Below are 14163 nucleotides of genomic sequence, written 5' to 3'. Positions count from 1 at the left end.
CTTCGGCCGCATTGGTCGGTTGGTTTTCCGGGCCCTCTGGGGCCGCTCCGATATCGAGCTGGTGCACATCAACGAGCGGGCGGGGGATGCCGCCACAGCCGCCCACCTGCTGGAATTCGATTCGGTGCATGGCCGCTGGAATAAGACCGTGGCTGCCAGCGGCGGCGGCTTGCAGGTGGAGTCCCAGGCGATCAGCTACAGCGAGGCCAGTGATCCGGCTGCCGTGCCCTGGCAAGAGCTGGGCGTGGAGCTGGTGCTCGAATGCAGCGGCAAGATCAAAACTCCTGAAACACTCGAGCCCTACATCACCGATTTGGGCATGGAGCGGGTGATCGTGGCCTGCCCTGTCAAGGGAATGGTGGCCGGTGAGGAGGTGCTGAACATCGTCTATGGCATCAACCACGGCCTGGTTGATCCGGCGCGGCACCGGGTGATCACCGCCGCCTCCTGCACCACCAACTGCCTGGCACCGGTGGTGCAGGTGGTGCACGAAAACTTCGGCATTCGCCACGGCTCAATCACCACCCTGCACGATGTGACCAACACCCAGGTGGTGATCGACAGCTTCAAGAGCGACCTGCGCCGGGCCCGCTCCTGCATGCAGAGCCTGATCCCCACCACCACCGGCTCGGCCAGGGCGATCGGGCTGATCTTTCCAGAGCTGGTGGGCAAGCTCAACGGCCATGCGGTGCGGGTGCCCCTGCTCAATGCCTCGCTCACCGATGCGGTATTCGAACTGGAGCGCGCCGTGAGCGCTGAGGAGGTCAATGCCGCCTTCGAAGCGGCAGCCAAGGGGCCCTTGAAGGCCATCCTGGGCTATGAAACCCGGCCACTGGTTTCGGTGGACTTTGTCAACGACAGCCGCAGCGCCATTATCGATGCCCTCTCCACCCTGGTGACAGGCGGCACCCAGCTCAAGGTGTATGCCTGGTATGACAACGAGTGGGGCTACAGCTGCCGGATGGCCGACCTGGCCTGCCACCTGGCCAGCCTGGAGGGCAAGTAATGGCAGCTCTGGCCAGGCGGGGGCCCCTCAGCGCCCTGCAGCAATACGGAATCGTGACGGCCAATTACTGGGCCTTCACCCTCACCGATGGCGCCCTGCGGATGCTCGTGGTGTTCCACTTCCACGAGCTCGGCTACAGCACCCTGGAGATTGCCTTCCTATTTCTCTTCTACGAGTTTTTCGGCATCATCACCAACCTCTACGGCGGCTGGCTGGGGGCCCGCTTTGGCCTGCGGCTCACCATGTGGAGCGGCACCTTGATGCAAGTGGCGGCGCTGCTGATGTTGATTCCAGTGGCAGACGATTGGCCCAAGTGGTTGAGCGTGGCCTACGTGATGGTGGCCCAGGCAATCAGCGGCATCGCCAAGGATCTCAACAAGATGAGTGCCAAGAGCGCCATCAAAACGGTGGTGCCGGAAACCCCAGACGACCACAGCCAGGGGGAGCGCCAACTGTTCAAGTGGGTGGCGATCCTGACCGGCTCCAAAAACGCCCTAAAGGGTGTGGGGTTTTTCCTAGGCGGCGTGCTGCTCACCACCATCGGCTTCAACGCGGCGGTGGGGGCCATGGCCGCCGGGCTATTTGGGGCCTTCCTGTTCACCCTGGGGCTGCCAGCGGAGATCGGCCGCATGAAGCAGAAACCAGGCTTCAGCGCCCTGTTCTCCAAATCCCGCGGCATCAACGTGCTCTCGCTGGCACGCTTTTTTCTGTTCGGTGCCCGCGACGTGTGGTTTGTGGTGGCCCTGCCGGTGTTCCTGCAGACGGCCCTGGGGTGGCGCTTCTGGGAGGTGGGGGGCTTTATGGGCCTGTGGGTAATCGGCTACGGGATCGTGCAGGGCTCCGCTCCTGCCCTCAGGCGCGCCTGGGGCCAGAGCGGGCCGCCGGGGGTGAGTGCGGTGGAGTTCTGGAGTGCCCTGCTCACGGCCATCCCCGCCCTGATCGCCATCGCCCTGTGGCGTGAGGTGGCCCATCCCGGTGTGGCCGTGGTGGCAGGACTGGCGATCTTTGGGGTGGTGTTTGCGATGAATTCCTCGATCCACAGTTATATGATCCTGGCCTACACCGAAGCCGAGGATGTGAGCCTCAATGTGGGCTTCTATTACATGGCCAATGCAGCCGGTCGTCTGCTGGGCACCGTGCTCTCAGGTGCCCTATTTATGGTGGGCGGCCTGCAGGCCTGCCTGTGGAGCTCGGCCCTACTGGTGGCGGCAGCCTGGCTGATGAGCACCCGGTTACCGGCGCCGCCTCGGCAGAGTGTCGCCTAAGGAGGTGCAAATAAGTAGGTGAAAATAAGTAGGTGCAAAAGCGATGGCGGGTTTGGCAGTTAATCCAACACCCTGCGCTGGAAGCCCGTCACCAGTGCGGAGCCGGGGCTGAGCAGGGCGAACTGGCGCAGGGCTCGCTCGCGCAGTTCAGCCGGCAGGGGCACGTAGCCCAGTCGCTCGGCATCATCCTGCCCCGCCTGGCTGAGGATGTAGCCCAGGCTTGTTTTCAAAGGTTCCAGGCGGGCTCCCAGGCTGCGGGAGGGCACCAGCATCCAGCTGAAACTCACAATCGGATAGCCCACCGGCGGATCCGGATTGCCCCCAAGCAGCCGATCATCCAGGGGGATCGCAGCCAGGGCCTGGGCTGAGGAGGCTGCGTTAGGGCGCACCAGCTGGCCTTTGCCGTTCTGTAGGGCAGCGGCCTGCAGCGGCGCCCGCACGTAGGCAGACTCCACATAGCCAATGCTGCCGGGGGTTTCCTTTAGGGCCGTGGCCATCCCATCGGATCCGAGCACAGCCCTACCCACGGGCCAACGCACCTTGCGCCCGCTACCGGGCCCCTGGCGCCAGGCAGGGCTGAAGGCAGCCAGGGATGCGGTGAAGTTGGCGGTGGATCCCGACGAATCTGCCCGATACAGCACGGTGATCGGCTGATCGGCGCAGCCGAGCTCAGCGAAGTTGGTTACCTCTGCCAGGTAAATCGCCACCAGCTGCTCACGCTTGAGACGCAGGTCACAACTGGGCAGGTTGTAGGACACGGCGATGGCGCCTGCCGTGACCGGGAAGGCCACCAGGCCCCGGGGGGCCGAGCCAATCTCCTGTGGGGAGGGCGGGCTGTCGGTGACGGCGAAGTCAACCTGCCCGGCCAGGAAGGAGCGGATGCTCGCCCCCGAACCCACCACCTCCAGCTCCGCAACGATGCCCGGTTCAACCGCGAGCTGGTTGAACCAAAGCAGGAAGGCCTGGGCGGCAAAGGTGCTGGTGGCTCCGCGCAACGGGGGAGGCGCAGGGGCATCGCTGGAGTGCGCGGCGACAATTAGGTAGGCGGGCGCGTTGCCTCGCGACCTTTGTTACCCGTTTAATTGTCACCTTTGCTTTGGCTCCTCTTTCCTGTTGAGCTGGTTGTTTTCCTGTTCTTGGAATGCCTCCATCTGCATGCCCACCACCTGTTCGGCATTGGCAACACGCCAGTCCGTCATCCGTCGCTGCAGGGTTCGCAGGCTGCCGCCATAGAGCCCGGGTTGTTCGCGATCCAGCCTCTGCATTGCCTGCTGGCCTGTGAGTAACGGATCAGCCAGCAGCCACTCGAGAACTAGATGCCAGCAACTCAGCGTCGGGTCTGCCCGAGTGCGATACGTGCGGGTGGGCGTTTGCCAGCCGCCCCGTTTGGCAGGTTCACTCCGCTGCCATAACAGCCGCAGGCTGTTCAAGAAGCTATCCAGCTCCTGGGAAGTGGTTGAGGCGGATTCTCTTTCCTGGTCTGGCTCGCGCCCCCCATTCACCAGGGCCGCCTGGTTGTGGCGGATCGTCCCCAGCAGGGCGACCGGGTCGCATTGCTGCTGCAGCTTCTCGATGCGTTGGCGGCCCTTGCGGCCCATGCCTCCCCATCGCAGCAGCCGATCAGCTGGGGTGAGCGGTTCGTCATGGCGGCGGCGGGGGCGCCGGCCCTCCCGCAGGTCAGCTTCCTCAAACGGGATTCGCTTGGCCGATGGTTGATAGATGTTGGTGAACAGGCGCAGAGCGGCATACAGCTGGCAGAGCCGCTCCAATTGCTGAGCTCCTTCCAGCCGGCGGTGCCCCACCACGCGGCGCACCAGCATGCCGTTCTTCTGTTCCACCCATGCCTGGTCATTGGATTTGTAGGCCCGTGATCGAGTGAGTTCGACTGGCACGCGGGCCTCGGCGCACCAGCGCTCGAGTTCCTCGTTCATGAATGCGGTGTCGTTGTCCACGTCGATGCCGCGCAGAGGCATCGGTATCAGCTTCCGCAGCTCCTGGAGCGCTGAGCGCACCAGCAGGCCATCGCGGCTGGGAAGCGGGACACATTCGCTCCAACCACTGGCCACATCGGTGAGCACAAGCGTCCAAAGGAACGGGCCCTCCATGCGCCCACCGCAGTGGGCCACCAGATCCATCTCGAACCAGCCGGGCTCGACGCCCTTCCAGCCATTGAACGTGCGCACCGTGGTGCGCCTGCGCACTCCGGTGACGATGCGCGAGCGGCGGCGCCGATGCTGACCGCCCTGGGCAGAGCGAGCCGGTGCCAGCAGCCGATCAATCGTGGCCGGGCTCACCTGCAGCAGCAATCTCTTGAGAACCGGTTCGATCTCCAGGTGACCATGGCGCTCGAGAGCCTCCACAAGGGTGGGCAACACCGCCGCCAGGCGTTTGCCGCAGAGATGGTCGCTGGCCTCCCACAGGGTTTCCAGGAGTTGCACCACCTCGGGGCCGTAACGCCTCCGGCCGATCGCCGCCGCTGATTCGTGATCAGCGCCAGCACGGGCCGGTGGACCCCCATGGTCCGCAGGCTGCTGGCGCAGCAACCGCAGCACCGATTTGCGGTGATACCCGCTGAGATCCACCAGTTCATCCACCAGGGCACCCTTCTCCTGGTAACTGAGCAACTGGTAGCGGCTACGGGCTGCCTCCAGCAGCTGCCTGCGCCGCTGACGCTGGAGCCGGCTTTCACCAGAGCTGGATGCCGACGCCAAAGGAACAAAATGACTGAGGCAACACTAGATGACTGGTAACACGAATTGAGATTCAACGCGCCCGCCTACCTAATTGTCGCCGCGCACTCTGGCGGAAGATGAAATAAGACCTCTGGGCTGCGTTATTCAGCGTTGCTCGGATGAGATACCCGGGCCCGTGTTGGAATTCGGAGAGGCAAGTGAGGCCCCAGCATGGAAGAAGGGGCTCGGCAGTCGCATGGCAGCCCTCTTCGCCGATGCCGGGCTGGAAGAACCGATCAGCGAGTGGCGCGGGGTGGAAGCCATCTCGGCGGCGCAGCGCAAGAGGCAGGTCCGGCCCGTGGATCTGCGCGACACCACCATCAGCCTGATCAATCCGTTCGCGCCTATGGCGTGACCGATAGAGCTCCCCTTAGCTATCTCCTTAGCTACCTGGCCACAACGGGAACATCGTTTTCAAATCTACGACTTGCTGGCTGGTTTGTAGGTCATTAGAAAGCCACTTAAGGCCAGGATTAAAACGCAAAGGCAGAAGTAAATCATGCTCTTGACGTCTGTCAGCGGGATCGTGATCATCGACTTAAACGCTGAAACTATTAATGCAACTACCAGCACTTTTACTAGCTTTTCCTTGAGGTGATCGAGGCTGCGAATATCGAGGAGGCCACCGCTGTTATCTGTATCAGAGCCGGCGCGGTAGACATCGATCTCGGAAATCAATAGCTCATAAAGGCCGTAGCCAAAGATCAGGAACGCGACGCCGATTAGGTAGAAGTCGATCCCGGATACCACACTTGCAAGGGCTGTGTTGGCGACTTTCGCGGTATCAGGGGCAAAAAAGAAGAATTTGATTGATTTAAAAATATCCCGCGTGCCAATCGCAAAAGTCAGCAGGGTACTCGCCAGGCTCATCACCACCGGCACGATCGCAATCAGCCGAAAGCGCCAGAGCCCCATTTCCAGCGTCAGTTCGATTTTTTTCTGCAGGCGGCTGCGTCTAGGTGTCGGTTCGGTTGGATTCATGATCAGCAAGTAGTGGATTGCGCTGTTGAGCAGCCTCAGGCGCTTGCCAACGTTTTGCAAGCCTGCGCCGCATCCGTAGGTAGCCAGCTAATATTGACCTAATTGGATTAATATTGGCCCCAAGCTGTGTTCAGATCCTGACCACTTTGCTCGCGGGACGGGGGCGATATTCGTTGTAGCCCCGTTCCGGTTGAGCGCCTAAGCGCATTTTAAGTAAGGTTACTTTTTGCATTTATGGCCAAGGTTTATGGCCAAAGCAAGCCAGAATAAGGTCTGTCTTTTTGTGCAATCTTTTGGCTGAGAATCAGTTCGAGTTTGGTGCTTCCGAAAACCGGCATTTTAATTCGCTTGCCAAATACTGTGTTATTTCGGCTTTGGCGCTCGTTGTTTTTGCTATCGCCAATGCATCATTCCTTTTTAATGTGATCGCGAGCGGCAAGGTTGCGCTCATGATAAAAACTCTCGACGACGCTTTTTTGACCTTGGCTGCTTTCTTTGCGGCCTATCAGCTCCGTCAGGCTGCCGGAAACTTTCGTCAAATTGTCCAAACCCAGGGTGATGATCTAAGGCTTCTGAATCGTTCAAATAGCAGCCTGCGGCTTGTTTTTGCAAGCATTGCCGTCATGCTCATATCGCTGGCCATCAGGTTCATTCTGGATTACCCAGCCCTGATGAGTTGGATCAAAGCTGCCTGATCAAAGCTGTCTGATCCAGGCTTGCGCCTTCTCCACCTGCAAGGGCAGATCCGCCGGTTTGCCCCGATTGTCAATCACCACGTCGGCGAGGCCCCGCTTGCGTGCCAGGGGCCACTGGGCCTCGATGCGGGCCCGGGCTTCGCTTTCGTCCAGGCCATCGCGCTGGCCCAGCCGTTGCAGCTGCTGGCTTTCGTCGCAGTCCACCAGCCAGATCTCGCTGCACAGCCCTTCCAGGCCCGCTTCAAACAGCAGCGGCACCATCAGCACCACTGCCGGTGCGCTGGCCAACTCCGCCAGTGCCGCTTCAATGCCGGCCCGCACGGTCGGGTGCACCAGCTGCTCCAGCCACTGGCGCTCCTTGCCATCGGCGAAAACGATTCGCCCCAGGGCGGCCCGATCGATCCCTGCCCCCGCACTGGGACAGCGCACTGCCTTCCCGTAGCGATCCAGCACGGCTGCTGTGGCCTTGCTGCCCGGGGCCAGGGCCTGGCGGGCCAGGACATCGGCATCGAGAACGGGCAGGCTCCCCTCCGCCAGCAGCCTGCCCACGCTGCTCTTGCCCGTGGCAATACCGCCGGTGAGGCCGATGCGTCGCTGCTGGCCTGGGGCGCGTAGCTGGTTCAAGCCGGAAGTCGCCAACCCTGCCGGCCATTCTTCAGGATGGTGTTCCCCTTAGACCCTTTGATGCCTCTCACCACAGGTGATCCCCTCCCCTCTTGGAACGATGGCGCGGCCAAGCAGGCGATCCTCGATTATGTCGCCCGGATCACAAATGCAGAATCGCCAGACTTCCTGCCGTCGCCTGAACGCATCGCTGTTTTCGACAATGATGGCACCCTCTGGCCGGAGCATCCGCTCCCCTTTCAGGCAGCATTTGCCATAGACGAACTCAGCTCGCGCATTCCCAGGGAGCCGGATCTTGCGGCGGATCCAATGGTGCAGGCCGCCCTGGCTGGCGACCTTGCCAAGCTGCTGGAGGGGCCCCGCTACGAAGGCCTGTTGCAGATCCTGGCGCTCACCCATGCCGGCATGTCTGTTGATGCATTTCGTAGGACTGTTGAGGCATGGTTGGTGTCCGCCAGGCACCCGCGCTTTGACAGGCCCTACGACGCACTTACCTATTTGCCCATGCAGGAACTCCTGCGCTATCTGCAGGCCAATAACTTCAAAAACTTCATTGTTTCTGGAGGCGGTGTTGACTTCATGCGCGTTTGGGTGGAGCGGGTTTATGGCATCCCGCCGGAGCAGGTGGTTGGCTCGACTGCCCGCACCACCTTTGAGCTGGGCGCAGCGGGACCGGTGCTCACCAAAACCCTGGACTATTTGTTCGTCAACGACAAGGGGGGCAAGCCAGTGGGCATCCATCAGTTCATTGGGCGCCGTCCGACGCTCTGTTGCGGGAACAGTGACGGAGACCATGAGATGTTGCAGTACACCACAATCAATAACCCCCGCCCCAGTTTCGGCCTGCTGGTTCACCACACCGATCCCGAGCGCGAATATGCCTATGCCGCCAAATCGACCAGCACTGGAAAGCTCGTAGAAGCTCTCGCAGCGGCCCCCAGCCAGGGCTGGTGTGTGGTGGACATGAAGGAAGACTGGAATAGGGTTTTCGAAGTTGATTAGTCACGCCGAATATCTCAGTGTAATAGTTAATAAGTTGCCTATTCGCCCTGCCGCCGCCGGTTCAGGATGGCCCCAGTCGCCCCGGCGCGTTGACCCACCCCTGGCATCCCATCCCCGGCGGCATCACCGCCCCCAGCGGTTTTAGGGCCGCCGCCGTTACGGCTGGCCTCAAGGCCTCCGGCAAGCCCGACCTCTCCTTGCTAGTGGCCCCCGAGGGTGCGGTCTGCGCCGGCAGTTTCACCACCTCACTGCTTCGGGCGGCCTGCGTCGATCTCTGCGCCGAGCGATTGCGGGCCTCAGGCGGCCATGCCCGGGCCGTGTTGACCAACTCCGGCCAGGCCAATGCCTGCACTGGCGAGCGGGGTTTGGCCGACAGCCTGGGGGCCACCGCAGCCCTGGCCCAGCGCCTGGGCCTGGCGGCCGAGCAGGTGCTGATCTGCTCCACTGGCGTGATCGGTGTGCCGATCCCGATCGATACGCTCCTGGCCGGCCTCGACCCCCTGGTGGCGGCCCTCAGCCCCGAGGGTGGGGGCGCGGCGGCCCAGGCAATCCTCACCACCGACCTGGTCGACAAGCAAATAGCCCTGGAGGCCAATCTGGACGGCCGCACCGTGCGCATCGGCGGCATGGCCAAGGGCTCGGGGATGATTCACCCCGATATGGCCACGATGCTGGGTTACCTCAGCTGTGATGCCGGCGTGCCGGCCGAGGTGTGGAGCGCCATGGTGCGCCGGGCGGTGGATTGCTCCTTCAATGCGATCACGGTGGACGGCGACACCAGCACCAACGACACGTTCCTGGCCTTTGCAGCCGGTGAGCCCTTGAGCCCCGAGCTCTTTGATGCCCTGGAGGCCGGCCTGACGGCGGTGTCGCAACACCTGGCCAAGGCGATCGCCCGCGACGGTGAGGGCGCCACCTGCCTGCTCGAGGTGCGGGTGGAGGGTGCGGCCGATGACGCCGGCGCCCGCACCATCGCCCGCACCATCTGCGGCTCGTCGCTGGTGAAGTGCGCCGTGCACGGCCGCGACCCCAACTGGGGCCGCATCGCCGCCGCCGCCGGCCGGGCCGGTGTGCCCTTCAACCCCGCTGGGCTGGCGCTCTGGCTGGGCGGGCACCAGCTGATGGCGGCCGGCCAGCCCCTGCCCTTCGATCGCGCTGCCGCCAGCACCTATCTGCAGAGCGACACGGTAATAATCCGCCTGGTGGTCGGCAGGGGCCCGGGGGCGGGGCTGGCCTGGGGCTGTGACCTCTCCGACCAGTACATCCGCATTAACGCCGACTATACAACTTAGCTCCAAAACAATTGGTATGACTAGGTTTTAGAGGGCTGCTTGACCTCAGTGTCAAAAAAGTGTCAACGCATACGTGTGTAGGACAGGGTTTTTGACACCTCATTTGGTTCGGGTGTGTCCGTGATCGTCTGTTCAGAAACCCAAGAGTTGCGCTGACACCACCAAAACCCGGTTGGGGACAGGGGAATGCGTGCCAAAAAGGGGGTATGGGTCTTATGTTCCGGAACCCACTGAGTTTTCGAACAAATGACCCGTTCCATCGGGTACGCGAGGTGCTCCACCACCCACCAGGACACCGCCGCTCAGGTGACTGACCTCAAGACCGCAGGGTGCCAGGAGGTGTTTGCCGAGAAGGTGTCGTCCCGTGCGCCACTGGAGAAACGCCCCCAGTTGCGTCGGTGCCTGGAAACCCTTCTGGAGGGTGACGAACTGGTGGTGTCGAAACTCGACCGCCTGGGTCGATCCCAGGTGGAGGTGATCAACCGCCTCAGTGACCTCCAGACCAAAGGGATCCACGTCAGGACGCTCGATGGACTGATCAACACCAGAGGACTCGGGAAACTCGCGCCACTGGTCATTGGACTGCTGACGGGTCTTGCCGAGGTGGAACGGTCACTGATACAGGAACGCTCAAGGGAATCTGTTGAACACCGTCGCCGCACAGGTGGAAATCTTGGTGGTCGCCCAAAGACCGCCGAGAAAAAGGAACGCCTTGTGATGCGACTTAGAGAAGAAGGTGAGTCCTACAGGTCGATCCGTGATCAGACCGGTTTATCGCTTGCCACTGTGCAAAGGATCATCAAGGATTACGCCACTCCTGTCGCCGCCTGATCTAATGCCCAAAATCCATATCCAGTATCAAGACCAGGTAGGTGCGTGGAAACATTACACAACAAAACACCATCAAGGTGATGCATATCGCACTGCTGCTAACCGTGCCAAATCAACAGGAAAACGCCATCGCCTTGTGGATGAAAACGGGAACCTGCTGGATCTCGTAGAATCATAAGTTTTCGACGCCCTCTAGATCTTCTCCAGAATCTGAACACTAGATCGCATCAATAAAAACGTTTCAGGAAAGATGCTTGTGTTCGCGATCTAAGACGACTTGCTACCGCCAAATACTTGTCAAAAGATCAACCTGCCTATATAATTTCTAGAGAGACCTTAAAGAGTTAAGACCAGAGGGTGTTGATTCTGAGTAATGCAATAATCAGTTAATTTGGATTTCTACGGGGATTCATCAAGGGAGAAGATGTAAAAACTCATAAGGTCTCAAAATCCCCAAACCCATTGTGACAACAGTATTTATGAAACATGCAAAGATAAGTTCAGAACGAAGTGAGGAACATTCCCGAGAGAAACGAGGGAATGAGTCACCACCAACTCCAGAACCACATCACTCCTCCAGAACCTCCTTTGACCGAGAACTCCGGATCATCTATTCAAAAACGAACTCCTTCGGAAAGGTAATAGAACGATATGTCAAGGAACAATGGGAAACCAACTTCCGACCCCACTGGTTTATCACCATTGAATGGAATGACCTCCCAACCTCCTATGCACAGGTAGAAGGACACACCAGACACCTCAGGAATGTGTTCATGACCCAACTGATGAGGTGTGGTTCACCTAGAGACCTTCCAGATCCACCTGGACGACCATCTGCGATCTTCTTTCACGAACGGAAACCCATGATCTGTAGAAGTCGTCAGATCCTTCCCTTCCATACCCACCTGCATCTAGAGAAACTTCCTTCTCCATTGAACGAAAAGTGGTATCTAGATGTCCTCTTGAAAAATCAAGTTGCACCACGAGTCAAAAAACTCCTCAAGACAACCACCAAAGGGAATGAGGGAATCGTGATCAAACAATGGAACAAGAAACATCATGGTTCCTACAACCTGAAGGACTACTACAAATACAAATGCCATCAGGATTCTGATTTGGTATTGGACTACAAGAATTCTGATTTGTGATTCACCTAAATAGTCAGTAGTGAATCTCTATAGAACATATGCCTGCGATTTCAGAACCAACCAACATCAATCTCTACTTCGGTCACCGCAATCAGGTGACCCTAGAGAAGTTTGATCACCTCTCTGACCACTTAAGGAGATCCCGAACAGGGACTCTTGATTTTCTGATCACACACTATGAGTGGTTTGAGAAACACAAAAAGGAGATGATCGGATGACCACCTCCAAACCCATCTCTGTTCCTGCAGTCATTCATGCGATGTTGCAGGAACTCTCCGAAAAGAACCGCAAGAAACCAGACCAATATCTTCATGAACTGATCAAGAGGGAATATGAGAAGAAAAAGTGAACTACCAGTCTTCATCAAGTTAACCCCTCTTCAGGTCAAGAAGATTGATGTGATGAAGGAGTCCATTCAGGAATACGTGACTCGTCGGGACATCATTGATGGTTTGATTGAGAGTGCATATGTGGTTGCACTTAATACTCTTTATGACCAGGAACTACTCTCCAAAAAGACTTATGAGGATGGTCTGAAACTAGTGCCTGACTGCTATCTGGGGGAAATCTGATCAATACTTCATCCACTCATTCTGAGCATCCCGTGACTTCTCTGCAAGTTGCGGGTATTTTTCTGCAACCTCCTTCATTCTTCTACGATAATTGAATCTCTGCCCCCGATTGTCAGTTCGCAAATACTCCAGTGCGACCTTATGAATGTAGTCCGTTCCATGTTTAGACCAGAATCCATCCCGACCACCTCTTAAACGATTGAGGAATCCCGTGAACGAACTCATGGGTGCAAGAACAAAATCCTCTAGTGAAGACAACGAAAACAGATTTTTCAGATCTGCATCCGCTTCTTCCCATGTGGACTGCAGATCCTGCGTCAGACGTTGCACCAGGACTTGCGACCGTTCCTGCGACCTCTGTTGACGCACCTCGACCATCGACTGATCGTCTTCGTATTGGGTGCGGAACCCATACCGCGACACGAACCCCTCTAGTTCTTGCTTGAACCGTTCCAGAACCTCTTCTGAGAGGTCTGGAGGGGTCATGACCTGCACCAGTGCGGTGAAGTCCTCTGGAATGACTTCTGAACCCTTCTGGAACCGTTGGTGTCGGATCCATCGGTTGAGTGATCCTTGCGTGACGTTGGGGTGAATGTGCCCGTCACGCACCCCTAACGACAGTTCCTCGTTGGTCAGACAGTGGATCAGGTGAATCGTTGTGTAGAGGGGGGGGAAGTGGTCTTTGATGCCCTCCAGACGATCGTCCAGACCGATCTGCAGGAGTTTTGACCAGACCTTCTCTGAGTAGGGGGAATCCTCTCGCAGTGCTTTGAAATCCCCTGCAGGAAGGGACTTCTTCGCACTGCCGATGATCTTGCACACACGGAGAATGCCGTCCACTGATCCCGTGATGGAACTGCCTGCCAGGTCATGCAGGAACTCGGTTTTGGACTTGGAAGGGGTGGACATCGCTATTGCTGCCTTATGAGACGACTATCTCCGCGATCATGATGTCATAACATACGGACAGTTCGCAAGGTGCCCACTACGACTTTGCTTTACAGAGAAAGTCGTGTATTTTGGAGTCTGTGAGGGGACGTGGGTCAACCGCGGGGTCAGACGACCTTTTTAGTCAATGACTATTCGCAATTGCATGTTCGGACTTTGCATTAATCGCAGAGTCCATCATTCAATGATTGATCTCAATCTCTTCTCAATATTCACCTACACTATCTACCATGGACTTTTTGACCACACAGAAAATTCAGTCTCTTCTTTCTAATGCGATGCATTCCCATGATTTGACTTCCTTTGACCAGGTTTGCATGGAACACAATGTTGAACCAGATTCCTTTGGAGTGACCCTCAAGGTTTATCTAACCATTACTAAAGGAAAGTATGGTTTGGATAACGGTTGTCGTCGTTTCCTTAATCTTGAGTGCGAAAATTATTTGCAGATGCATGAGTTCAAGGGGAACCCCGAGTTTGCAAAAGAGATTGTTGATGATGTGTTCAATGAGTGGTCACGGGAAGAGAAGGTTGTCATCGACCCTTCCATGACTGAGATCAAGTTTGACGACTTCTTCTTCAATTTGAAGGAATCTAATTCTGTCCTTTGTTCCTGACAACACTCTGATCATGAAAAACTATTCATTTGATGTTCCAGTTGAGGTTTTCCGCGAATGGGATGAGGATGGTCTGCGGGGATCGCTTTTCCTGAATCCATTCAAGTCCAATGGAAATAGGTTCCATCCTTTTACACCGGAGAACATGAGGGATCTCTTTGAACGAGATCGCGTTTATATGAACTACTTCCAGAAACGCACCTTTGATCATTACCTTTCTATTCTCTTGAATACTGATCCTGAAGAGTTGTCGTTTCTTTCTCGTGACTTCTTGGAGGAGTATTTGCGGAGTTTTCTCTGGAAAGAACGCATCCTTTTAGATGGTTCTATACATGCAACTATCACGGGTGTTCTCTGGTAATCATCCATTACCCATGTCATCTATGATCTATTTGGGTGATACTCAAATAAAAAAGGGAGGGGTTAACCACCCCTCTTTTTTGTATCTAC

16 protein-coding genes are annotated in these 14163 nt (G+C 57.6%); 11 read left to right on the top strand and 5 right to left on the bottom strand.

Features of this window, described 5'->3' with window-relative positions; translation table 11 throughout:
* Both KBZ15_RS07415 and arsJ read left to right on the top strand, forming a co-directional pair.
* Positions 1 to 1006, top strand: a 1006-nt coding sequence (locus KBZ15_RS07415) for an ArsJ-associated glyceraldehyde-3-phosphate dehydrogenase (protein ID WP_255014574.1), incomplete at its 5' end; no start/stop codon positions are given.
* Positions 1006 to 2271, top strand: a complete 1266-nt coding sequence (gene arsJ / locus KBZ15_RS07410) for an organoarsenical effux MFS transporter ArsJ (RefSeq protein ID WP_255014573.1) — start codon at positions 1006 to 1008, stop codon at positions 2269 to 2271. The genes KBZ15_RS07415 and arsJ, both read left to right, overlap by 1 nt.
* 59 nt (positions 2272 to 2330) lie before the next feature.
* Here arsJ and KBZ15_RS07405 read toward each other — a convergent pair whose 3' ends face one another.
* Positions 2331 to 3308 carry a substrate-binding domain-containing protein gene (locus KBZ15_RS07405; RefSeq protein ID WP_255014575.1) on the bottom strand — a complete coding sequence of 326 codons (978 nt, stop codon included), beginning with the start codon at positions 3306 to 3308 and terminating at the stop codon, positions 2331 to 2333.
* Positions 3309 to 3356: 48 nt separating this feature from the next.
* Positions 3357 to 4982, bottom strand: coding sequence for a transposase (locus KBZ15_RS07400; RefSeq protein WP_255014572.1), 1626 nt, complete (start codon positions 4980 to 4982; stop codon positions 3357 to 3359).
* A 217-nt stretch (positions 4983 to 5199) separates the two neighbouring features.
* On the opposite strand from KBZ15_RS07400, the gene KBZ15_RS07395 reads away from it, so the two are divergent.
* Positions 5200 to 5358, top strand: a complete 159-nt coding sequence (locus KBZ15_RS07395; RefSeq protein WP_255014571.1) for a hypothetical protein — start codon at positions 5200 to 5202, stop codon at positions 5356 to 5358.
* 65 nt (positions 5359 to 5423) lie between these two features.
* Here KBZ15_RS07395 and KBZ15_RS07390 read toward each other — a convergent pair whose 3' ends face one another.
* Complete coding sequence (locus KBZ15_RS07390) at positions 5424 to 5984, bottom strand: YqhA family protein (RefSeq protein WP_254930403.1); 561 nt, start codon at positions 5982 to 5984, stop codon at positions 5424 to 5426.
* Positions 5985 to 6277: 293 nt separating this feature from the next.
* Here KBZ15_RS07390 and KBZ15_RS07385 point away from each other — a divergent pair, with 293 nt between their 5' ends.
* Positions 6278 to 6679 (top strand): hypothetical protein, encoded by a 402-nt coding sequence (locus KBZ15_RS07385; protein ID WP_255014570.1) that lies wholly within the window; start codon positions 6278 to 6280, stop codon positions 6677 to 6679.
* Here KBZ15_RS07385 and coaE read toward each other — a convergent pair whose 3' ends face one another.
* Positions 6680 to 7303: a dephospho-CoA kinase gene (coaE, locus tag KBZ15_RS07380; RefSeq protein WP_255014569.1), complete on the bottom strand. Its 624-nt coding sequence runs from the start codon at positions 7301 to 7303 to the stop codon at positions 6680 to 6682. It abuts the gene before it with no gap.
* 60 nt (positions 7304 to 7363) lie between these two features.
* Here coaE and KBZ15_RS07375 point away from each other — a divergent pair, with 60 nt between their 5' ends.
* The 5 genes from KBZ15_RS07375 (at position 7364) to KBZ15_RS07355 (ending at position 12148) form a co-directional block, all read left to right on the top strand.
* The gene (locus tag KBZ15_RS07375) at positions 7364 to 8305 is read left to right on the top strand and encodes an HAD family phosphatase (protein ID WP_255014568.1); all 942 of its coding nucleotides are present in this window, start codon (positions 7364 to 7366) and stop codon (positions 8303 to 8305) included.
* A gap of 47 nt (positions 8306 to 8352) precedes the next feature.
* Positions 8353 to 9597, top strand: a complete 1245-nt coding sequence (argJ, locus tag KBZ15_RS07370) for a bifunctional glutamate N-acetyltransferase/amino-acid acetyltransferase ArgJ (RefSeq protein WP_396123415.1) — start codon at positions 8353 to 8355, stop codon at positions 9595 to 9597.
* Between the two features lie 246 nt (positions 9598 to 9843).
* Positions 9844 to 10428 (top strand): recombinase family protein, encoded by a 585-nt coding sequence (locus KBZ15_RS07365; protein ID WP_255014566.1) that lies wholly within the window; start codon positions 9844 to 9846, stop codon positions 10426 to 10428.
* Between the two features lie 1362 nt (positions 10429 to 11790).
* Entirely contained in the window at positions 11791 to 11925 is a 135-nt protein-coding gene (locus tag KBZ15_RS07360) for a hypothetical protein (protein ID WP_255014565.1), read from the top strand.
* 52 nt (positions 11926 to 11977) lie between these two features.
* Positions 11978 to 12148 (top strand): hypothetical protein, encoded by a 171-nt coding sequence (locus KBZ15_RS07355; protein ID WP_255014564.1) that lies wholly within the window; start codon positions 11978 to 11980, stop codon positions 12146 to 12148.
* On the opposite strand, the gene KBZ15_RS07350 is transcribed toward KBZ15_RS07355, so the two are convergent.
* Positions 12149 to 13057, bottom strand: coding sequence for a hypothetical protein (locus KBZ15_RS07350; protein ID WP_255014563.1), 909 nt, complete (start codon positions 13055 to 13057; stop codon positions 12149 to 12151).
* A 269-nt stretch (positions 13058 to 13326) separates the two neighbouring features.
* Between KBZ15_RS07350 and KBZ15_RS07345 the strand changes: the two genes are divergently transcribed.
* Positions 13327 to 13713 (top strand): hypothetical protein, encoded by a 387-nt coding sequence (locus tag KBZ15_RS07345; RefSeq protein WP_255014562.1) that lies wholly within the window; start codon positions 13327 to 13329, stop codon positions 13711 to 13713.
* Positions 13714 to 13726: 13 nt separating this feature from the next.
* Positions 13727 to 14074 (top strand): hypothetical protein, encoded by a 348-nt coding sequence (locus tag KBZ15_RS07340; protein ID WP_255014561.1) that lies wholly within the window; start codon positions 13727 to 13729, stop codon positions 14072 to 14074.
* Positions 14075 to 14163: the final 89 nt, after the last annotated feature.

The organism is Cyanobium sp. BA20m-p-22, from assembly GCF_024346275.1.
In the GTDB taxonomy this organism is placed as follows: domain Bacteria; phylum Cyanobacteriota; class Cyanobacteriia; order PCC-6307; family Cyanobiaceae; genus Cyanobium_A.
The sequence above is the reverse complement of the archived record's forward strand: the minus strand, read 5'-3'. Positions and strand labels throughout refer to the sequence as shown.